The organism is Hwangdonia lutea, from assembly GCF_032814565.1.
Taxonomy (GTDB): Bacteria; Bacteroidota; Bacteroidia; order Flavobacteriales; family Flavobacteriaceae; genus Hwangdonia; species Hwangdonia lutea.
The window spans coordinates 702297-722188 of record NZ_CP136521.1 but is presented as its reverse complement, the minus strand read 5'-3'; the positions used below and the strand labels follow the sequence as shown (position 1 = coordinate 722188).

Here is a 19892-nt window from a genome sequence, read left to right as displayed (position 1 = left end):
TAGTTTAATTTCTAAAGATATAAATTAAGAAGATAGTTGTGGCGTATTAAGAATTTTTTAACATTATCACAAGGTAGCGTCTTCAAAATAATTAACCAATAAGGCCACAACGTAGTTGTAACTTTCCATCCCTTTGCTTTGGTTGTTAACTTTTAAAAAATTGCCGTAAAAAAGCTTAAACAAAGGCTCGGTTGGGTTTTGGTGTGCTTCCCAAAATAAACGGACTTCCTCATAATTTTTTAAAATACCAATATTTACATCGGCAACAATAGTTTCGTACAAGGCTTCATCGCGTCGGTAAATTTCATTCAAACAAAACCGCAGTCCAAAAGTGTAACCCGAGTATTTAAAATAAATATCGTCGTTATTAATAGTGGCTAAAAATCCAATAAAATTGGCTTCATTTTCGGCGGCATAGCCCAACTGATGTGCAATTTCGTGCGCCGTAGTGGTGGGGAATTTATAAACCGGAATCAAGCCATCCACCTGCGCTTCGTTGGTTAACGGATTCAAATAACCGCTAAAACCCATATACGTTAGCGGATAGCTAAACAACGATTTTTTAACACTTTTTGGGTGATATTCCAAATGCGGAAACGTCTCTTTCAAATGGTCGTAACCATTTTGTGTGCGCTTAAAAATTTCAGGTTTTCTATACGGCACCGCCACCCTTACGGTATCATTACCAGTTATTTTTAAATGATAGGCGTTCGATTTTTCAATCAGTTTTTTAGTCACCACAACCAACTGTTCAGTGGTGTAATCGTGGTTTAATTTTAGGTTTTTATGTAAGGGCAGTCGGTAATAATTCAACCCCCAAAGCAGATGAAATGCAAAATAAAAAATCGATAAAACAGCCCCCACATCAACCAACCACCGCTTGGTATCCTTTCGCAATCGCTTCCTGTTTTTAAACAGCCATCGCACCGCATAAATAATGGCAAATGCATAAATAAAATCGCCAAACGAAAACGGCAACCAACCCAAAACATACCTAAAAATTTTCGAAATAAAAGGGTACAAACCATTGCTGTAATAGGCCTCAACAAATTCCGGATTATTTGATAATAATTTGATAAAAAAATACTGCGGAATCAATAAAAGTGCAATTAACGTTTTCTTATTCTTTAGCATCTTTCAAAAGTACATGAAATTTTTTATTTGAAAATTTACAAAGACAAATGAAAGAATTATATGGACTAACAAAGTGGTTACTGAGGTGAAACTAAATTTTGTACTTTTTTAAACAAAATTTAGTTTTTTACAGAAGAAAAAGTAATAAAAATTTGTACCCAACGGCAGTTGTTTAAGTGTTAAGGTTTCTTCCTGCTTTCCGTTATATCTTTTTAAAAACGTCATTGCGAGGAGTAAGCGACGTGGCAATCTGCCAATATTAAGTTTGCCTGTGTTGTAGCTCTATTTTGTTTTTAAAAAGGATGCCACTGCAATCAGGAGTAGCTGCCAAAGCCTGTCTTTATTTGCTTAGTTTGTAAGACCTGTCAGGTTTCTAAAACCTGACAGGTCTTTTCAAAAAAACCGGCAAGGTATTCCGGTTCGCTATTCGTATCTTTGAGGCTTTAAAAACAAAAACCAATGAGCTCAGAAATAAGACAACTCCAACCACAACAACTTTGGAATAAATTCGCCGATTTAAATGCCGTACCACGACCCTCGAAAAAAGAAGAACGCGTTATCGCATTTATGAAAGACTTTGGTAAAAACCTCGGCTTGGAAACCATCGAGGACGAAGTGGGCAACGTGATTATTAAAAAGCCGGCAACCCCAGGAATGGAAGACCGGGTAACCATTGTGATGCAATCGCATTTGGATATGGTGCACCAAAAAAATAACGACACCGATTTCGATTTTGATACCCAGGGTATCGAGATGTTTGTTGAGGGCGATTGGGTAAAAGCCAAAGGCACCACGTTGGGGGCCGATAACGGTTTGGGCGTTGCCACCATAATGGCCATTTTAGAAAGCACCGATATTCCGCATCCAGCCATTGAAGCTTTGTTTACCATTGATGAGGAAACAGGTATGACGGGCGCCATGGGATTAAAAGGCGGATTGCTTACTGGCGAAATACTTTTAAATCTGGACACCGAAGAAGATGACGAAATAGGCGTGGGTTGTGCCGGTGGAGTAGATGTTACCGCAACCAGAACCTACAACGAAGAAGAAACGCCAGAGTTTAAAATAGGCTACGAAATTAATGTGAAAGGTTTACAAGGCGGCCATTCGGGAATGCAAATCCATGAAGGATTGGGTAATGCCAATAAATTGATGAATAGGGTGCTGTTTGATGGTTTTGAGAATTACGGGTTGCGCATTTCAGAAATTGATGGTGGCAGTTTACGCAATGCCATTCCGCGAGAGAGTAAAGCCATTGTTGCTATTGACGCGATTCATGAGGATGCCTTTGTGTTGGAGATGAAACAACATGCCGAAACCATAAAAAAAGAGCTTAAAACCATGGAGCCCGATTTAGAAATTACCGTTTCTAAAACTAATACACCACAAAAAATTATGGATTTGGGCGTTCAAGAAGGTTTAACACGGGCTTTGTATGCAGCCTTAAATGGCGTGTACCGCATGAGTGCCGATATACCCGATTTGGTGGAAACCTCAAATAACATCGCACGTGTTATTGTAAAAGACGGTCACATTAAAATAGGCTGTTTAACACGTAGTTCGGTGGAAAGTTCAAAACTCGATTTAGCAAACACCCTACGCGCTACCTTTGAATTAACAGGTTGCGAAGTGGAATTTTCGGGCGATTATCCGGGTTGGACACCCAATATGGATTCTGCCATTTTAAAAGTAATGACAAAGCTGTACGAAGATTTAAACGGCGAAAAACCACATGTAGCGGCTTGTCATGCTGGATTGGAATGTGGTATTCTCGGGCAAAATTACCCAGAGATGGATATGATTAGTTTTGGGCCCAATATAAAAGGCGCACATTCACCCGATGAGCGTGCCCAAATATCATCGGCTCAAAAATATTGGAGATTTGTTTTGGAGATTTTAAAGGCGATACCTAAAAAATAAAATATTAACTTTGAAGAACTAGGCTAGTGCTTTTCATAGGAGCCATTGTTGGGTGTAGTTTTTATTCGGTTATTCTTTTTTTCAAATCCATTCGTTCGTGTAAAATTCTCGTTATTTCGATTGGATTTACTTCTGATTTTCGATAGAATATTACGTGTCGGTTTGCTTTTAATCCGAAAAGTTCAGGTTTAATTCCGTCATAGTTATTTCCTAATTCTGGATTATTAGCAATGTCTTGGCAAATATCCAGAAGCATATCGTAATATCTATCAGCTTGATTTTCCGACCAATTTTCGAGCGTATATTCCCAAATTCCATTCAAGTCAGCTACGGCTTTGTTGGTCAATTCATATTTAGCCATTCTTTCTGCGTTTAGCTTTTAATTCCTCAAGATTTTTTTTTGGGTCAAAATCGTGAGCAATTCCGCTATCAATTCCTTCTTGAATAGCATTTCTTAACGCAATTACTTTACTTTCCTCATTTTCCAAAAGTCGAAGTCCAGCTCTGATTACTTCGCTTACATTTTTGTATCGTCCAGCAGAAACTTGGGTTTGTACGAACTGGTCAAAATAATTTCCGAGCGATATTGATGTATTTTTCATTTCTTTTTAATTTTACTCAAATATACCAAAATTTGGTAAAAAATTCAAATTTGCAGATTTTCGCTCAAATTACACCCAACGGCTCTGTATAAGAATAGTAGGGCTGAAAACAGTCGTAAACCATTCGGTTGTACACAAGCCGAATTTTTAAATTTCTATGTTTATCTTTCTTTGTAAATATAACCAAATTTAAAAATTTGGCGACCTTGCAAAAATGCTTTTGCCTTTCGGTTAAGCACTCATTGCCCTATTATTTTTATACTTTGTTGTGCGGCGTTTTTTCTCACATCACGTCAATTAGTTTATCCGATAAAATATTAATATTTTCTTCATCTTTTGCAACATTGTCAATTATTTCTAAATATTTATTTTCAAGTTCTGTATTATCGAAAATTAACTCATCATTTTCGTAAATCCATTGCATTTTGTTTTTTTCAAGGAAATCAACAAGTTCAATTAAGTTTTCGCTATATGAAAGGTGGGATTTAATAAACGGCTTAAAAATGGGCATTTGAATTGAATCTTGTTTTGTAATTCCTTTCATTACTCCTTTCAAAGTCTGGTTTTCTTTCGGAATATTTTTAAAAAGGTCAGCAATAATTGAAATTCTATTCTCAAAATGTTTTTTATATTTTATTGATTGAGATTTATAATTTTCCAATACACCAATTTGGTAATCATATTCATTCGAGTTTTTGAGAACTCCATAATCTAAAATTCTTGGACTCATAACTGAATCATAAGAACTTTGCCAATCAATCATTACAGCGTTATTAATTCGAGTGAACTTTCGCAGATTGATATAAACTTCCTGTTCATTACCTGTACTATTCCTTATCAATTTTGACAATCCATCATCAACATTTGTAGAATGTTCTTTAAAAGCTGTGACTACATCTTCCTCATTGTTGATTTTGCCTTTTAATTCCGAAACTGAATTTGAAATAGCTTCAACCCCTTCGGATTTTTCTTTGCTTATTTCTCCAATTTCTGTAATCATCCCAAAAGTCATAAAAACTAAAACAATATTAAATGTATATGTACCAGCAAATTTTTTCTTGCCACGAATTAACCAAACTATAAATGCAATAATTAAAGGAATTAATCCCGCTGTTACAATTGAACCAGCCAAATAGCCCAAACTAAATGCATTAATTCCATCTTTTCTTAAAAAAAATAAAGCTGAAATTCCGATTATGATTAAAGCGAAAATCCAGTTTACTTTTGATAATTTAAAAGAGTGTTTTTGTTCTTCCATAATTTTTTCTCAAATGACGCACAACAATTATATATAATTAATATTAATTATATACTTATTATGTGCCTATTAAGTTATTGCACTAATAAATGCTGTAAACGAAATTATATTTTTTTTCTGACAAAATCAAAATTAGTAAATTGAAATAAACAGATTTTTACGTGGTAACGGAAGTTATCTAGACTTTTTGCAAAATTATTATGGCACAGGGTCGTACCCAGAGCCGCCCCAAGGATGGCAACTAAATATGCGTTTTATAGCTAACCAACCGCCTTTAAAAAGCCCGTGTTTTTGCAGGGCTTCTTTGGAGTAGTGCGAACAGGTGGGTTGAAATCTACAGGTGGCAGGCGTTAATGGCGATATCAGGGTTTGATACACTTTTATTAAAAACAAAAACGGTGCTATGAGTAGTTTTTTCATCTGTCATTCCTGAGAAGGCAGGAATTTTTTTAATTGAAACTTGATTTTTATAAAATGGATTCCTGCCTTCGCAGGAATAACAAAACAGTTTAGCTGTTAAGTCGAAATAAAATAAGCAGCTTAACAACAAACGACTAAGCGACGAACAACTTAACTAATTAACAGAAAACGTTGTGCCGTCTTTACCGTCTTTTAGTTGAATGCCAACAGCGGCTAATTCGTCTCTAATTTTATCTGATAAAGCAAAATCTTTATTCGCTCTGGCTTCTTGTCGTAATTTAATCAACACATCTACGGCACCCGATAGTTTATCGGTTCCGGAGTCATTTTTTGTTATGTTTTCTAAGCCTAAAACATCAAAAACAAAGGCATTTATCGTGTCTTTTAAAGTGGTTAAGTCCTCAGCGTTTATAGTTTCTGAGCCTTCTTTTATTTGATTGATGTATTTAGCGGCTTCAAACAAGTGGGCGATTAAAATGGGCGAATTAAAATCGTCGTTCATCGCATCGTAACATTTTTGTTTCCAAGCATTAATATCAATCGACGAGGTTTTTGATGGTTTTAATTCGTCTAATAAATTCACGGCATCCATTAATCTGAAAAAGCCTTTTTCGCTGGCTAATAAACCGGCATCGGTTAAATCTAAAACACTGCGGTACGACGATTGTGCATTAAAAAAACGAATGACACTTGGTGCATAGGCTTTACTGAAAATGCTGTTGTTTCCAGACAGTAATTCATCCGGATTAATGGTGTTTCCGGTAGATTTAGACATGCGTTGTCCGTTCATTTCCAGCATGTTGGCGTGCATCCAATAATTTACGGGGGGCTTCCCTTTTGCCGCTTCGTTCTGTGCAATTTCACATTCGTGATGCGGAAATTTTAAATCCATACCACCACCGTGAATATCAAATTGTTCGCCTAAATATTTGGTACTCATTGCTGTACACTCTAAGTGCCAACCGGGAAAACCATCGCTCCAAGGCGAAGGCCAACGCATAATATGCTGTGGTTCGGCTTTTTTCCAAAGGGCAAAATCTTGCGGGTTTTTTTTATCGGTTTGACCGTCCAATTCACGGGTGTTATGAATTAAATCTTCAAGTTTCCGTTTGCTTAAAACACCGTAATGGTTGGTTTCGTTGTATTTGTGCACATCAAAATACACTGAGCCATTTACGACATAAGCAAAACCATTGTCTATAATTGTTTCAATTAGCTCAATTTGCTCAATAATATGGCCTGTAGCCGTAGGTTCAATACTTGGTGGTAAAAAATTGAATTTTCTGAGTACGTTATGAAAATCTACCGTGTAGCGCTGTACCACTTCCATCGGTTCAATTTGCTCTAAACGTGCTTTTTTAGTGATTTTATCTTCGCCTTCGTCAGCATCATTTTCCAAATGGCCCGCATCGGTAATATTACGTACGTAACGCACTTTATAGCCCAAATGCTTTAAGTATCTAAAAACCATATCAAAAGACATAAAGGTTCTTACATTGCCCAAATGTACATTGCTGTAAACCGTTGGCCCACAAACGTACATGCCTACGTATCCTTCGTTAATGGGTTTGAAGGTTTCTTTTTTTCCGGAAAGTGAGTTGTATAGTTTAATTTGTTGTTTTTTGTAGAGTTGCATTACCGTTATTTGTTTAGCTGTTTGTTGTTGAGTTGATTAGGTTACGTTTTAAGAAAATGATTTCGTAATGCGTTGATTTTATTGGTTATCGATTCAACTTCAAATCTAATATTTTTATAGTTTTCTTCTGAAATAAATTCTAATTCTTTTGAAATTATAGCTTGATTTAATAATTCGAGAGCAGAACTGTAAGCCATAGTCATAAAATGAGCTTTGTCTTTATTTGTTAATCTTGCTGTTCCTTCGGCAATATTTGATGAAACTGAAACAGAGCATCGTCTCATTTGAGAGATTAAACCAAATTTTTCTTCTGAAGGATATAAATCTGTTACTTTATAAGTTTTAACAGCCAATTTAATAGCTTCTTTCCAAACTTCTAATTTTTCAAACGAATACGTATGCATGCGTGTGTTGTTGAGTTGTTTGTCGTTAAGTTGTAATAAGCTCATTGTCGTTTATCTTCGACTTTACAGCAAACGACTTTACGACTTACTAAAATTTAGTATCCAGTTTTATGTAATCTAAAAACTCCCTACGGGTAGCATCTTCTTTAAACTTACCTCCAAATTCTGAAGTTACCGTGCTACTTTCAATATCTCTAATCCCTCTTGAGTTAACACATAAATGTTTGGCATCAATAACACAAGCTACATCTTTGGTGTTTAAAACTTCCTGCAATTCTTTTACAACTTGAATGGTTAAGCGCTCTTGAACTTGCGGACGTTTTGCAAAATAATCGACAATACGGTTCATTTTTGATAGTCCAACCACTGTGCCGTTTGAAATATAAGCAATGTGTGCTTTCCCAACAATGGGTAATAAATGATGTTCGCAGGTTGAATACACCGTAATATTTTTTTCAACAAGCATTTCGCCGTATTTGTATTTGTTTTTGAAGGTTGACGCATTTGGTTTTTTCTTAGGATCTAAGCCTCCAAAAATTTCTTTAACAAACATTTTTGCCACCCGATTTGGTGTGCCGTTTAAACTATCGTCGCTTAAATCTAAGCCCAAAGTTTCCATAATATGGCGCACGTCGTCTTTTATGATGTCTATTTTTTCTTCGTTTGAAAGTTTAAAAGCATCATGGCGCATTGGCGTATTTGATGAAGTTCCAATATGATCGTCTCCTAAAGATTCTAATTCTTCTATTTTATTTTCAATTTTCACCGGTTTAATTTTTTTTAATTCTTTAATAATAGACTAATTAAAAAAATGAGAACATGTGTAATCACTGCGTTCTCTCATTACAAAATTTTAAAAGCTCCATTTAGGAAATTTTCTTTTTAAAATTTATTAATGTTCGTTTCATCAGTTAAAAAAATCTTATTTATAAGTCTGCAAAGATAAACAAAACACTTTTGTTATGTTTTGTATTAACAAACAATTAATCATCTGGGTTTAGTCTATTTTTTAAGTGCTTAATTACATTTAAATAAAAAAGCTTGAATGTATTAAATTCAAGCTTTTAAAAAATAGATTTATATTTTTTATATGTTAAAACTCAACGATAAGGTTAAGTTGGAATTTGTTCTATCAACCAAAGCGGCATCGGTTAAACCAACACTGTAAAGTTGGGTTTCGTTCGTTCTGTTGGACTGATCGTAAGTGATATCTAATTTTGTGTTTCCAAAGTTATACCCAACACCAAAGGAATAACCGGTTAAATCGCCAACCGTAACACCGTTTTTGTATGGGCTTTCTTCAAAACGATAACCGCCACGGAAACTAAACTGTTTGTGCTTGTATTCGCCACCCAATCGATAGGTTGCAGCATCGGTAAGCATATTGTTAATGTTGTTGTTTACATTGGTATAATCGTTTTCCGGTTTAAACTTTGTGCTGCTGTAATCTTTACGCGAATAATCGAAACTTATTAAACCTTGACGCCCAAAAACATAGGCTAAACTACCTGTAAATTTTGATGGTGTTTGTAATTTGTATTGCGGGTAGATGTTTATTATTTGAGGGTTTACTACTTGGGTTTCGTTAGTGCCACCTTCATCCCTTACGGTTGCTAAATATTGCGTGGTTTCTTCTTCAATGGTGTACCATGTTGGAGAATCATAAGTGATGCCCAGCCTAAATTCTGGACTTAGTTTTAAAATACCACCCAATTGAAAAGAGAAGCCATTTCCTCTGGTAGATAACGTGTTTTCAAATTCAATATCATTTATTATAGAACCTGGATTAGCATTGTCTTCAAACAATAGGGTAGAGCGTTGGTAATCTATAAAATGTGAATTTAAGTTTAAACCTAAATACAAATTGTCTTCATACTGAGCCGCCATATTAAAGGTTAGTTTGCCATTGTAACCCATTGAAGTATAAGTGTAATCGTGGTTAAAATCACCGTTTGCTAAATTTGAAAAGTAAGTTGTATTGGCATCGTTGTTGATATCGTCCGGTTCTAAGATATAAGACTCAAAACCTAAAAAGGCTTGTTGATGTGCAAACCCATAAACATTGCCAATATCTCTGTAAGCATCGGTAAGCGATTCGCCATCTAAGGCCGAAATTTCATCCAACCTTAAGCCATCGGCATAGTTTAAAAAATATAGGTCTATCGATTGGTTGTTCGTGTTTGTTCCAAAGGCAAACCAACTGTTGTCAAAATCATTGGTTTTTTCGTAAGCAATACCCATTGTGAATTTCCGCCAAGGCGAATTGTTTCTACTAGCAAAAACAAAAACGGCACCACCTTGATTGATATCAAAATTGGAATCGTTGGTGCTCCCTGAGCCATTAAAATATTGTGTATCGTTGGTTGTCTCTAAAGTAGATAATGTAAATGAAGCATGACTGCTACTAAACACTGCTGATCCCGCAGGGTTTAAACTCACGGCACTCATATCGCCACCAAGTGCACCAAAAGCACCGCTTAAAGCTCTAAAACGAGCTGTTCCTTGAATGTTGTCTTGCGAATAACGTAAAGCATCTGTTATGTCTTGAGCGTATAATGTAGACATAGATAGGATACCTATGAATAGTAAATGTAACTTTTTCATATCTATTGAATTTTTTCTTTTTTTTTAGATTTTATCCGCGTCTTCCTCTTGATGAACCGCCCGAACTTCTGCTGGTGCCACTAGAGCTTCTGCTACTTGAAGAAGACCTTGTAGTCGTTCCAGAACTTCTGCGACTAGAAGATGATGATCTTATAGCAGAGGAATTTGAACTTCTTCTACTTGTTCCAGAGTTATAATTGCTTGAAGGTCTGGTTGAGGTCCTGTTTCTTCTAACTGCAGGAGTAGACGATCTTGTTGTTGAATTTCTTGCCGGAGCTGCTGTAGAGCGTCGTCTAACCACATTCGTGCCTACGCGCGAGTTTGTTGAGTTATTTCTATTTATAGTTGAGGTTGAACTGCCTCTTCTTGAATTGTAATATCTTGAATTGGTCGAATTAATACTACTTGACCGGTTTGAAAGACTACCGCGTCTGCTGGCATTATACGCTAAACCTCGGTTGTAGTAGCGATTGTTTCCGTAATATCTGTAGTTTCTATAGGGGTAACCATAATAGCGGTAGCCGTATCTATAAGGATTGTAAAAGCCACCATACAAACCGCCAATATAAAAAGAAGGGTGCCAGTAAGAGTCATAATAACCATAATTACGCCATCCATTATAGCGCCAATGGTTATAATACGGTCTGTGCCACCAATAATTATGCCCATAGCTCGGATAAATATTTATCGATATTTCGCTGATATCCTGTCCCCAACCCGCATAGCCTTGATAGTTGTTATTAATGGAGTCGTTTTCAACATAATTATTGCCTACATAAGAATCGATATCTGTAAACACCTCATCGTTTGCCATATTTTCATACTCTAAAGCTTTGGTTTTAAAGTAGTTTTGGTAATAGTTGTTTTGCTGATTGTCATTAACCGCTACAACAGCTTGCTCTTCCTGTACAGGTTGTTCTACGGTGCCGTAAATACCATCATTGTCAACGCCTACATATTGATAAGAACCACACGATGATAAACCAACTAGCAAAACTAAGCTTGCTAAAATTGGTATTTTTTTATTAAGGTAGTTATTAAATTGCATATCTCCAGAATTTTATTGTTGAACATAACAAAAATAGTTAGTTTTGCCGAACTATTTCTTTTATTTAACATAATCACAATATTTGTGCCAAAACATTAATATGAGTAAAAAATTAACGAGTAGAGCAGCGGATTATTCAAAATGGTATAACGAACTTGTTGTTAAGGCTGATTTAGCAGAGAATTCTGCGGTGAGAGGTTGTATGGTTATTAAACCGTATGGTTATGCGATTTGGGAGAAAATGCAAGCGGAGTTGGATAAAATGTTTAAGGAAACAGGGCATCAAAATGCTTATTTTCCGCTATTTGTGCCAAAAAGTTTGTTTGAAGCTGAAGAAAAAAATGCTGAAGGTTTTGCAAAAGAATGTGCTATTGTGACGCATTATAGACTTCAAAATGACCCTGATAAACCGGGAAAATTGAGAGTTGACCCAGAGGCAAAATTAGAAGAAGAGTTAATTGTAAGGCCAACAAGTGAAGCTATTATTTGGAATACGTATAGAGGTTGGATTCAATCTTACAGGGATTTACCTTTGTTAATAAATCAATGGGCCAATGTGGTGCGTTGGGAAATGCGAACCCGTTTGTTTTTGCGCACAGCCGAATTTTTATGGCAAGAAGGACATACAGCACACGAAACCAAACAAGAAGCTTTGGATGAAGCAGCGTTAATGAATAATGTATATGCCACTTTTGTTGAGAAATTTATGGCGATCCCTGTTATACAAGGTTTAAAAACAGAGAGCGAACGTTTTGCGGGCGCCGAGGAAACCTTTTGTATTGAGGCTTTAATGCAAGACGGGAAAGCCTTACAAGCCGGAACGTCACATTTTTTAGGTCAGAATTTTGCCAAAGCGTTTGATGTTAAGTTTGCTAATAGAGAAGGTAAACAAGACTATGTTTGGGCGACTTCATGGGGCGTTTCCACGCGATTAATGGGTGCATTAATTATGACGCACAGTGATGATAACGGGTTGGTATTGCCTCCTAGTTTGGCACCAAACCAAGTTGTAATTGTTCCTATTTATAAAAGTGAAGAGCAATTGGAAGCAATCACTAATGTGGTAAATGGCATTATGGGAGATTTGCGTGCAAAAGGAATTACTGTAAAGTTTGACAATAGAACAACTCACAGACCTGGAGCTAAATTTGCACAGCACGAATTACAAGGTGTACCCTTAAGGATAGCCATTGGTGCAAGAGATTTAGAAAACGGAACCGTTGAGTTGGCAAGACGAGATACCTTAACCAAGGAAACCATTGCATTAAGTGAATTAACCGAAAGGGTTGAAGGCTTAATGACCGAAATTCAAGAATCTTTATTTAATAAAGCTTTGGATTTTAGAAACAATCACATCACAGAAGTTGACACTTTTGAGGACTTTAAAACCGTTTTAGAAACTAAAACGGGCTTTATTTCTGCGCATTGGGATGGTACAATAGAGACAGAAGATAAAATAAAAGAACTCACAAAGGCGACTATAAGATGTATACCGTTGGATTCTAAGGATGAAGAAGGGGTTTGTGTGTATAGCGGAAAGCCTTCAAAACGTAGAGTATTGTTCGCGAAAGCGTATTAAATAAAATTTTTTAAAAAAAGTTTATTTAGGTATTGCAAGAGTGGAAAATAGTTGTATTTTTGCATCCGCAATGGAAAACATTGTGAGTTATTTGAAAGGTATTGCAAGTTTAAGTATAAGTGCTTATATTTGCGCACTCAAAAACAAATGGCCCGTTCGTCTATCGGCTAGGACGCCAGGTTTTCATCCTGGTAAGAGGGGTTCGATTCCCCTACGGGCTACAATATTTTATTAATAGAAAGAAACAAAATGGCAAATCATAAGTCAGCATTAAAAAGAATTAGAAGTAACGAAGCGAAACGTTTGGTTAACAGATATCAGCATAAAACAACACGTAGTGCTATTAAAAAGTTACGTGAGTTAACAGATAAGAAAGAAGCTGAAAAGTTGTTTCCTACTGTAGTTTCTATGTTAGATAAATTAGCAAAGAAAAATGTAATACACGCTAACAAAGCGGCTAATTTAAAGTCTGGTTTGGCAAAACACGTTGCAGCCCTTTAATTAGATTTAAAGTATAATAATATTTGAAAGCTTCTCAGAAATGAGAAGCTTTTTTTATGGAATTTTTTAAGGATGTTATAGTGTAAAAAGAATTTTAAAGATATAAATTTGCAATCATTAGAAGTTATTCAATCTTATAATTACAAACCTTTGGAAAATAAAAACGCCATTTTATTAATAGATAAAATTCTTAAAAACCTTGACGAAACAGGTTTTGATACAGTTACACTAATAGACGATATTAAAGCGTTAAGAACCTTTGCTTTAGAGGAACAAATCCCTTTGGTAGTTAAGGTACTTAGGTTATCTTACGAGCATATTGAAGCCAACAACTCATTCTATATACCAATTCCGAATGATGACCCCATAGAAGAAGAAGTTGCGGTTGAAACCACGGATGCCACTCCGGTTGAGAGTTTTAAATATTTAATTTCGCTTATAAGAAACTTAAACAATAAATCGAATATTGCAGATTTAAAAGAGTACAGGGATCTTTTGAATGGTTATTGATTTTATTTTTAAAATCACCATTTACTCTTTACATATTTTGCCATGGATGACTATGGATTCTTCTTTAAGTTTTAAAGTGGAACGGTAGAAGAAACAGCGGCCTTCAATTTTAATTTTTTCGACCAAAACACCACCGTTATCATTAATGAATTTTTGATAATCTTTAAGGTTGGTTTTTGCTGAATTAAAGGTAGCAATATACGTGCAATTGTCTATCCAATTAATTGTAACATGTAATTTGTTGGGTATGTCCATGGCTTCCAATTCCTTTGGTTTTTCTATTAAAATTTCTGTTTGCTGATGGCCTCGGCGTATTATTTTGGATACAGATGGTAAGGGGTTTTCAATAGTCATTATAAATGTTCCATTCTTAAAATCTCGACATTCTAAATTTTGACTAGCGGCATTTATACTTAAAAGGAATGCTAGAATTAATAATGTGGTTTTCATGCTTTTTGGTTAGTTGATTGGAACAAGATAATACATTTCATTTTTTAACATTCAGCCTGAAGTTTTATAAAAAACATTAAAATTAGTTGCTAACCCGCGTTAGCGATAGTAGCCCTTCGACAAGCTCAGGATAAACTCATCCTTTTTTTTGAAAGAAAGAAATGGCACTTTGTTTAGAACAAAAACTTAACAGATAGCAACAGTCGTCCTTCCTATGCTTTGACGAAAAAAAAGATATAGCGGATAGCGCGACCTCCCGACAGCTCCCGATGGCCATCGGGAGCTGTCGGGAGTGTAACGCCATAAAAAAGCCCTAACTGTTACATTAAGGCTTTTGAATTTTTATGTGTTTTGGGAATTATCCGTTCATCGAAATCAAGAACTCCTCGTTGTTTCTAGTTTGTTTGAAACGCTCGTTAATAAATTCCATGGCTTCAACAGGGTTCATGTCTGCAAGATATTTGCGCATGACCCACATACGTTGAATGGTGTTGTCGTCCAATAGAATATCATCGCGACGAGTGCTTGACGATGTTAAATCGATAGCAGGGAAAATTCTGCGGTTAGATATTTTTCTATCCAATTGCAGCTCCATATTACCGGTGCCCTTGAATTCTTCGAAGATTACCTCGTCCATTTTAGAGCCTGTTTCGGTAAGCGCTGTTGCGATAATGGTTAACGAGCCGCCGTTTTCAATATTACGTGCTGCACCAAAAAAGCGTTTTGGTTTGTGTAGTGCGTTGGCATCAACACCACCACTTAGTATTTTTCCAGAGGCTGGTTGCACGGTATTGTATGCTCGCGCCAAACGTGTAATGGAATCTAATAGAATCACCACATCGTGCCCGCATTCAACCAATCGTTTTGCTTTTTCTAAAACGATGTTTGCAATTTTTACGTGTTCGTGCGCTTCCTTATCAAAGGTTGAAGCAATCACCTCGCCACGTACATTACGTTGCATATCGGTAACTTCTTCTGGGCGCTCATCAATCAATAAAATCATTTGGTACACTTCCGGATGATTTGCCGCAATAGCATTCGCCACGTCTTTTAATAACATGGTTTTACCTGTTTTTGGTTGCGATACAATCATACCACGTTGCCCTTTGCCAATGGGTGCAAACAAGTCCATGATGCGTGTTGAAATGGTACTTTGTTTTTCGGCTATATTAAATTTTTCCTGTGGAAATAACGGTGTTAAATGCTCGAAAGACACGCGGTCTCTAACAACATTTGGGTTCTGCCCGTTAATTTTACTGACTTTGATTAACGGAAAGTATTTTTCGCCTTCTTTTGGCGGACGTACATGCCCTAAAACGGTATCTCCGGTTTTTAAACCGAATAAACGGATTTGCGATTGCGATACATATATATCGTCTGGTGAAGATAAATAGTTGTAATCTGATGAGCGTAAAAAACCGTAACCATCTTGCATGATATCTAAAACGCCTTCACTTTCAATAATCGCATCAAATTCGAAATCTGGCTCCCGATAACGGTTTCTGCTATCCTTGTTGCCTTTATCAATATTACCGTTTTTCTGGTTTTTATGCTGATTTTTATGTTGTTGGTTGCTATCTTTTTTCTGATTGCTTTTTTGCTGGTTATCCTTTTTATTATCGTTAGATGGTCTGGGATTGGGTTTGTGCGCTGGTTTTCTTTCTTCTTTTTTATCTGGAGTAACCTCTGTAGATTTTGCTTCAGTTGTTTTGCTTTCTTTATTTTGTTTGTCTTCGCGTTTCGCTGGCTCGTTTTTAGCGGGCTTTTGTATACGCTGTCTGGGTTTTCTTGGTTCTGGTTTTTTATCGGTGGCAGCCTCTGAAGTCTGTTTGGGCTCTATGGCTGCGGTTACTGCTTTTGGGTCGGCCGCTTGTTGGTCCAGTATTTGGTAAACTAAATCTAATTTTTTTAGAGAACGGTATTTTGGGACGTTCAATTTTTTAGCAATCTCCTGTAAATCAGTGAGTTTCTTTTCTTTTAATTGTGAAATTTCAAACATTTATGTTTAATTGAATAAGTATGTTGCGTATAATTTTGATAATATTCTGAAAATGATTTCTTTAATTTGAAGAACTAACAACCTGCGATAGTGGCTGTTGGGAATCATTACTGCAATTATACAACTTTATTTTAATTTTTTGGACTTATTTTAAAAAAGAAACTATTATTTTTGCGGTCTAGTTTTTCAATTACTTATGTTACAACGCATACAAACCGTATATCTTTTAATTGCCGCAGGCGTATCTGCAGGACTGATTTATGTGTTTGAATTATGGATAACATCCAATGATGAAAAAGTATTTGCAGCCGATATTAATTATGTGTTTGCGGCCTTTTTAACATCGGCATTTTTATCAGTTGTAGCCATATTTAGATATAAAAACAGGAAGTCTCAATTTATGTTGGGGCGCCTTAACATCATATTAAACTTTTTTTTAATAGGATTTTTTGTGTATCAATCTCTAAACGTATCTGGAGAAACGGCGGTTTCTGAGAAAGGTATTGGGATGCTTCTTCCTATCGTTTCTATCGTGTTTTTGGCATTAGCCAATAAAGCCATTAAGAAGGATGAGGATCTTGTAAAATCTGTAGATCGATTGCGATAAAAACCTTATATCTTAGTAGTATTAGTGCGTAAGCCCAAGGTGAAGACCTTGGGCTTTTTTTTAAAGCCTCCCTTAATCCCTCCAAAGGAGGGAAACGTTTAACTCAATATATAATAATATTGTGTGCATTTTTGTAGTGACAGAAACTGCTGGCTTCTCCATGAGATGGACTTAGGAAATGGGATTATTTATCCGATTGCGGCATAAAAAAAGCCTAGATAAATATCTAAGCTTTTTTTGTTTTTTAATAATAACGAATGGTTATTTTATTTCAATAAGTTCCAAATCGAATGTTAAATCTTGGCCTGCCAACGGGTGATTGGCATCAACAATAATATAATCGTCATTAACCTCGGCTACACGAAACTGTACTTCAGATCCATCAGGATTTTTTGAAGCTAATCCCATACCAACCTCAGGTGTAATTTCCTGTGGTAATTGGTCTCTTTGTACTTTATGAAACATGTTTTCCTGTACATCGCCGTAAGCTTCTGCTGCAGGAATATTGATGGTTTTTTTCTCGTTTAATTCCATTGAAATAATACCTTTTTCAAAACCAGGAATTAACATCCCTTGCCCTAATGTAATTTCTAAAGGCTCTCTTTCCAGCGAACTGTCAAAAATTTGACCATTATTTAATTTTCCTGTGTAATGTACTTTTACAGTATCATTTTCTTTTACTTGACTCATAATTTGTTTACTTTTTTTCAATTGCTGCAAAACTACAATTTATGAATGGGCTACCAATATAATAGTCAATAAATGCTTGAGTTTGTGAAAAAATTAACATAACAGCCTTAAAATGGCGTTGTTAAAGTGTCATTATAAAACCGTACGCTTTATTATGCTGTTTTTAAGTCGGAAATTCTATAAGCTCTAAGTTATCGATTTTTTTGCCATCGATGGTAAAACGTAACATGGTTCGTTTTTTATGAAACCCATGCTTACCAACCGCACCCGGATTCATGTGCAGTAAATTCAGTTTTTTATCGGGCATTATTTTTAAAATATGCGAATGCCCGCAGATAAATAGTTTTGGCGGATTCAGTCTTATGTCTTCGCGCACCCTAACATTATACGCCTTTGGGTAACCGCCAATATGGGTTATCCAAACATCTACATCTTCGCACATAAAACGGTTGTGTTCGGGGAATTCGGTTCTAATTTTAGTGTCATCAATATTGCCGTAAACCGCCCGTAAAGGTTTTAGCTTTTTTATGGCATCGGTAACTTTTAAATCGCCAATATCGCCAGCGTGCCATACCTCGTCAGCTTGTTTTACGTATTTTAAAATGGCGTTGTCCATATAGCCGTGCGTATCGGAAAGTAGCAATATTTTGGTCATTAATATAGGATATTTCAGATGTAAAGTTATGACTATTTCTTTTATTTGATGATAATTCTTTATTGACTTTATCAGAAAAAAACTCTAAATTCGTTTACCTTCGGATATATAATATTTTATTGCAATTTATTTGCAAGAACATCGCGTGCCGTATGAAAACACCAAACTAAATGAAGACAGAATGTTTAGACATCAAGGGAGAACGAGGACTTTAAGACACAACCTGAGAATTGCTACGTTTTTGGCCTTTGTTGCAGGTATTGTAAATGTTACAGGCTTTTTGTTCTTTAAACAATTAACGACTCATGTTACGGGGCATTTTTCACAATTTATTAATGATGTTGCCGATTTAGAATTTTGGAAAGGCACGATATATTTTCTTTACATATTTTCGTTTCTTTTTGGTTCGTTTTCATCCAGTTTTCTCATTATAAAATTCAGGAAAAACAAACAGCTCAATGTTTTTTTTATACCCACGTTAATTGAATGTTTAATTTTAACATCCATCGGTCTATTAAGCAATGTTATTGAAATGAAATCTTCTGATTTGGTTGTATGCTTGCTGCTTTTTGCCATGGGACTCCAAAACTCATTTGTTACTAAAATTTCGAATGCTGTCGTGCGAACAACCCATCTTACGGGACTTTTTACCGATTTAGGCATAGAGATTTCACAAATGTTTTTTCCTAAATTATACCCGAACCGAGAAAAACTTAAAGCGAATATTATATTGAGAATTTATATTATTTCATTCTTTTTCGCTGGCGGATTGGTTGGTGGATTTTTTTATGCAGAACTTAATTGGAAGTTAAACACGTTAATTTTTGGCGCTTTTATTTTACTAATAAGTTTATTTTACAATAATATGAGGTATGGATTTTTAAAAGCTAAACGAAGGATTAAGCAAAAACAACGTTATAAAACCAATAATAAGTTGATTTAAACGGATTAGGAGAAGTTTTTAATAATAATTTAAAAAAAATGTATCTTTTTTGAGGTTTTACAGTCTACCTTATGAACCCAAAAAAAATTAAAATTATGAATAATTGTAAATGTACAAACTGCGATTGCACTAAATGTAATTGCGGAAATTGTTTAGAAAGCAACTGTAAGTGTACGAAATGCGAATGTGATAAATGCACTTGTTGCTAAATTAAATAAAGGTTGGTTTTTAAGCCAACCTTTATTTATTTTTGAATATGGAAACACAAAAAATATGGAACAATTTTAGTGATGAGCTCTATTTTTTCATTCTTAAAAAAGTGAAAAGTAAAGATGCTACAAACGATATTTTCCAAAATACATTCTTAAAAATTCATGCCAATTTATCCCAGTTAAAAAAAGAAGAAAAAGTAAAAGCTTGGGTTTTCCAGATTGCGCGTAACGAAATAAACAATCACTTCAATAAAGAGTCTAATTACGTGCCCAAATTGGGCGAGGATAATGATGCTCATTTACAAAAATACGAACACATTTGCTGTTTCGATAAATTTATAAATGATTTGCCCGACATTTACAAACAGGTTATCGAACTGATTTATATACAAGGAAAAAAACAAAAAGACGTTGCCAAAGCAATGGATATAAGTCTTGAGAACGTGAAAGTTAGAGTAAAACGAGCGAAAGGTATTTTAAAGAAACAATTTAACCAATGTTGTAAATACGAGCTTGATAAAAACGGTAAGTTAATTGGAGAATCGAACTGTGCAATGTGCAAAACCTAATTAATAAACACTGTTTTTTCTGTAAGGATAAAGCCGGCAAATACGCGCGTTAGGGATAGATGCGGCATCCTTTTTTGTGCTCAACTATAAAGTTTAATATAAAATTTACTTTAAAATATATTGAAATATTTGATGAGATACTGAAACCAGT

21 protein-coding genes and 1 tRNA gene are annotated in these 19892 nt (G+C 35.4%); 8 read left to right on the top strand and 14 right to left on the bottom strand.

Translation table 11 applies throughout. From position 1 onward, the window contains the following. Window positions 1–66: 66 nt before the first annotated feature. Window positions 67–1134 carry a DUF3810 domain-containing protein gene (locus RNZ46_RS03055; protein ID WP_316983920.1) on the bottom strand — a complete coding sequence of 356 codons (1068 nt, stop codon included), beginning with the start codon at window positions 1132–1134 and terminating at the stop codon, window positions 67–69. A gap of 459 nt (window positions 1135–1593) precedes the next feature. Between RNZ46_RS03055 and RNZ46_RS03050 the strand changes: the two genes are divergently transcribed. Continuing rightward, window positions 1594–3054 (top strand): aminoacyl-histidine dipeptidase, encoded by a 1461-nt coding sequence (locus tag RNZ46_RS03050; protein WP_316983919.1) that lies wholly within the window; start codon window positions 1594–1596, stop codon window positions 3052–3054. Between the two features lie 61 nt (window positions 3055–3115). Here the strand turns inward: RNZ46_RS03050 and RNZ46_RS03045 are convergent, their stop codons facing one another. The 9 genes from RNZ46_RS03045 to RNZ46_RS03005 form a co-directional block, all read right to left on the bottom strand. Further along, complete coding sequence (locus tag RNZ46_RS03045) at window positions 3116–3415, bottom strand: type II toxin-antitoxin system RelE/ParE family toxin (RefSeq protein ID WP_316983918.1); 300 nt, start codon at window positions 3413–3415, stop codon at window positions 3116–3118. Further along, the gene (locus tag RNZ46_RS03040; RefSeq protein ID WP_041578750.1) at window positions 3408–3656 is read right to left on the bottom strand and encodes a type II toxin-antitoxin system ParD family antitoxin; all 249 of its coding nucleotides are present in this window, start codon (window positions 3654–3656) and stop codon (window positions 3408–3410) included. The genes RNZ46_RS03045 and RNZ46_RS03040 overlap by 8 nt, the downstream gene beginning before the upstream one ends. Before the next feature lie 283 nt (window positions 3657–3939). Next, entirely contained in the window at window positions 3940–4914 is a 975-nt protein-coding gene (locus RNZ46_RS03035) for a stage II sporulation protein M (RefSeq protein WP_316983917.1), read from the bottom strand. 198 nt (window positions 4915–5112) lie between these two features. After that, the gene (yidD, locus tag RNZ46_RS03030; RefSeq protein ID WP_316983916.1) at window positions 5113–5334 is read right to left on the bottom strand and encodes a membrane protein insertion efficiency factor YidD; all 222 of its coding nucleotides are present in this window, start codon (window positions 5332–5334) and stop codon (window positions 5113–5115) included. A 154-nt stretch (window positions 5335–5488) separates the two neighbouring features. Continuing rightward, window positions 5489–6970, bottom strand: coding sequence for a cysteine--tRNA ligase (cysS, locus tag RNZ46_RS03025; RefSeq protein WP_316983915.1), 1482 nt, complete (start codon window positions 6968–6970; stop codon window positions 5489–5491). Window positions 6971–7011: 41 nt separating this feature from the next. Then, a complete protein-coding gene (locus RNZ46_RS03020) occupies window positions 7012–7419 on the bottom strand; it encodes a four helix bundle protein (protein ID WP_316983914.1) in 408 nt (135 codons plus the stop codon). Window positions 7420–7462: 43 nt separating this feature from the next. Continuing rightward, window positions 7463–8134: a GTP cyclohydrolase I FolE gene (folE, locus tag RNZ46_RS03015; protein WP_434063036.1), complete on the bottom strand. Its 672-nt coding sequence runs from the start codon at window positions 8132–8134 to the stop codon at window positions 7463–7465. A gap of 326 nt (window positions 8135–8460) precedes the next feature. Then, window positions 8461–9978 (bottom strand): OmpP1/FadL family transporter, encoded by a 1518-nt coding sequence (locus RNZ46_RS03010; protein ID WP_316983912.1) that lies wholly within the window; start codon window positions 9976–9978, stop codon window positions 8461–8463. Window positions 9979–10009: 31 nt separating this feature from the next. Continuing rightward, a complete protein-coding gene (locus tag RNZ46_RS03005) occupies window positions 10010–11026 on the bottom strand; it encodes a hypothetical protein (protein ID WP_316983911.1) in 1017 nt (338 codons plus the stop codon). Window positions 11027–11126: 100 nt separating this feature from the next. Here RNZ46_RS03005 and proS point away from each other — a divergent pair, with 100 nt between their 5' ends. The 4 genes from proS to RNZ46_RS02985 all read left to right on the top strand — a co-directional run bounded on the left by proS (window position 11127) and on the right by RNZ46_RS02985 (window position 13616). After that, the gene (proS, locus tag RNZ46_RS03000; RefSeq protein WP_316983910.1) at window positions 11127–12605 is read left to right on the top strand and encodes a proline--tRNA ligase; all 1479 of its coding nucleotides are present in this window, start codon (window positions 11127–11129) and stop codon (window positions 12603–12605) included. Between the two features lie 149 nt (window positions 12606–12754). After that, window positions 12755–12826, top strand: a tRNA-Glu gene (locus RNZ46_RS02995). Window positions 12827–12854: 28 nt separating this feature from the next. Then, window positions 12855–13106, top strand: a complete 252-nt coding sequence (gene rpsT, locus RNZ46_RS02990; protein WP_316983909.1) for a 30S ribosomal protein S20 — start codon at window positions 12855–12857, stop codon at window positions 13104–13106. A 108-nt stretch (window positions 13107–13214) separates the two neighbouring features. Further along, the gene (locus RNZ46_RS02985; RefSeq protein WP_316983908.1) at window positions 13215–13616 is read left to right on the top strand and encodes a hypothetical protein; all 402 of its coding nucleotides are present in this window, start codon (window positions 13215–13217) and stop codon (window positions 13614–13616) included. Window positions 13617–13637: 21 nt separating this feature from the next. Here RNZ46_RS02985 and RNZ46_RS02980 read toward each other — a convergent pair whose 3' ends face one another. Continuing rightward, on the bottom strand, window positions 13638–14066 hold the full coding sequence (locus RNZ46_RS02980) for a hypothetical protein (protein WP_316983907.1): 429 nt from the start codon (window positions 14064–14066) through the stop codon (window positions 13638–13640). 358 nt (window positions 14067–14424) lie between these two features. Then, window positions 14425–16065, bottom strand: a complete 1641-nt coding sequence (gene rho, locus RNZ46_RS02975) for a transcription termination factor Rho (RefSeq protein WP_316983906.1) — start codon at window positions 16063–16065, stop codon at window positions 14425–14427. Between the two features lie 196 nt (window positions 16066–16261). Here rho and RNZ46_RS02970 point away from each other — a divergent pair, with 196 nt between their 5' ends. Further along, complete coding sequence (locus tag RNZ46_RS02970) at window positions 16262–16672, top strand: DUF4293 domain-containing protein (protein WP_316983905.1); 411 nt, start codon at window positions 16262–16264, stop codon at window positions 16670–16672. 261 nt (window positions 16673–16933) lie between these two features. Here RNZ46_RS02970 and RNZ46_RS02965 read toward each other — a convergent pair whose 3' ends face one another. Both RNZ46_RS02965 and RNZ46_RS02960 read right to left on the bottom strand, forming a co-directional pair. Further along, window positions 16934–17362 carry an FKBP-type peptidyl-prolyl cis-trans isomerase gene (locus tag RNZ46_RS02965; protein ID WP_316983904.1) on the bottom strand — a complete coding sequence of 143 codons (429 nt, stop codon included), beginning with the start codon at window positions 17360–17362 and terminating at the stop codon, window positions 16934–16936. A 163-nt stretch (window positions 17363–17525) separates the two neighbouring features. After that, on the bottom strand, window positions 17526–18017 hold the full coding sequence (locus RNZ46_RS02960) for a metallophosphoesterase family protein (protein ID WP_316983903.1): 492 nt from the start codon (window positions 18015–18017) through the stop codon (window positions 17526–17528). A gap of 181 nt (window positions 18018–18198) precedes the next feature. Between RNZ46_RS02960 and RNZ46_RS02955 the strand changes: the two genes are divergently transcribed. Beyond that, entirely contained in the window at window positions 18199–18960 is a 762-nt protein-coding gene (locus RNZ46_RS02955) for a YoaK family protein (RefSeq protein ID WP_316984956.1), read from the top strand. Between the two features lie 256 nt (window positions 18961–19216). Further along, window positions 19217–19741, top strand: coding sequence for a sigma-70 family RNA polymerase sigma factor (locus tag RNZ46_RS02950; protein ID WP_316983902.1), 525 nt, complete (start codon window positions 19217–19219; stop codon window positions 19739–19741). Window positions 19742–19892: the final 151 nt, after the last annotated feature.

Excerpts from the sequence above, each read along its gene's own strand:
- RNZ46_RS03055 (WP_316983920.1), bottom strand. The coding sequence starts at position 1,134 with ATGCTAAAGAATAAGAAAACGTTAATTGCACTTTTATTGATTCCGCAG.
- RNZ46_RS03050 (WP_316983919.1), top strand. The coding sequence starts at position 1,594 with ATGAGCTCAGAAATAAGACAACTCCAACCACAACAACTTTGGAATAAA.
- RNZ46_RS03045 (WP_316983918.1), bottom strand. The coding sequence starts at position 3,415 with ATGGCTAAATATGAATTGACCAACAAAGCCGTAGCTGACTTGAATGGA.
- RNZ46_RS03040 (WP_041578750.1), bottom strand. The coding sequence starts at position 3,656 with ATGAAAAATACATCAATATCGCTCGGAAATTATTTTGACCAGTTCGTA.
- RNZ46_RS03035 (WP_316983917.1), bottom strand. The coding sequence starts at position 4,914 with ATGGAAGAACAAAAACACTCTTTTAAATTATCAAAAGTAAACTGGATT.
- yidD (WP_316983916.1), bottom strand. The coding sequence starts at position 5,334 with ATGAAAAAACTACTCATAGCACCGTTTTTGTTTTTAATAAAAGTGTAT.
- cysS (WP_316983915.1), bottom strand. The coding sequence starts at position 6,970 with ATGCAACTCTACAAAAAACAACAAATTAAACTATACAACTCACTTTCC.
- RNZ46_RS03020 (WP_316983914.1), bottom strand. The coding sequence starts at position 7,419 with ATGAGCTTATTACAACTTAACGACAAACAACTCAACAACACACGCATG.
- RNZ46_RS03010 (WP_316983912.1), bottom strand. The coding sequence starts at position 9,978 with ATGAAAAAGTTACATTTACTATTCATAGGTATCCTATCTATGTCTACA.
- RNZ46_RS03005 (WP_316983911.1), bottom strand. The coding sequence starts at position 11,026 with ATGCAATTTAATAACTACCTTAATAAAAAAATACCAATTTTAGCAAGC.
- proS (WP_316983910.1), top strand. The coding sequence starts at position 11,127 with ATGAGTAAAAAATTAACGAGTAGAGCAGCGGATTATTCAAAATGGTAT.
- rpsT (WP_316983909.1), top strand. The coding sequence starts at position 12,855 with ATGGCAAATCATAAGTCAGCATTAAAAAGAATTAGAAGTAACGAAGCG.
- RNZ46_RS02980 (WP_316983907.1), bottom strand. The coding sequence starts at position 14,066 with ATGAAAACCACATTATTAATTCTAGCATTCCTTTTAAGTATAAATGCC.
- rho (WP_316983906.1), bottom strand. The coding sequence starts at position 16,065 with ATGTTTGAAATTTCACAATTAAAAGAAAAGAAACTCACTGATTTACAG.
- RNZ46_RS02970 (WP_316983905.1), top strand. The coding sequence starts at position 16,262 with ATGTTACAACGCATACAAACCGTATATCTTTTAATTGCCGCAGGCGTA.
- RNZ46_RS02965 (WP_316983904.1), bottom strand. The coding sequence starts at position 17,362 with ATGAGTCAAGTAAAAGAAAATGATACTGTAAAAGTACATTACACAGGA.
- RNZ46_RS02960 (WP_316983903.1), bottom strand. The coding sequence starts at position 18,017 with ATGACCAAAATATTGCTACTTTCCGATACGCACGGCTATATGGACAAC.
- RNZ46_RS02955 (WP_316984956.1), top strand. The coding sequence starts at position 18,199 with ATGTTTAGACATCAAGGGAGAACGAGGACTTTAAGACACAACCTGAGA.
- RNZ46_RS02950 (WP_316983902.1), top strand. The coding sequence starts at position 19,217 with ATGGAAACACAAAAAATATGGAACAATTTTAGTGATGAGCTCTATTTT.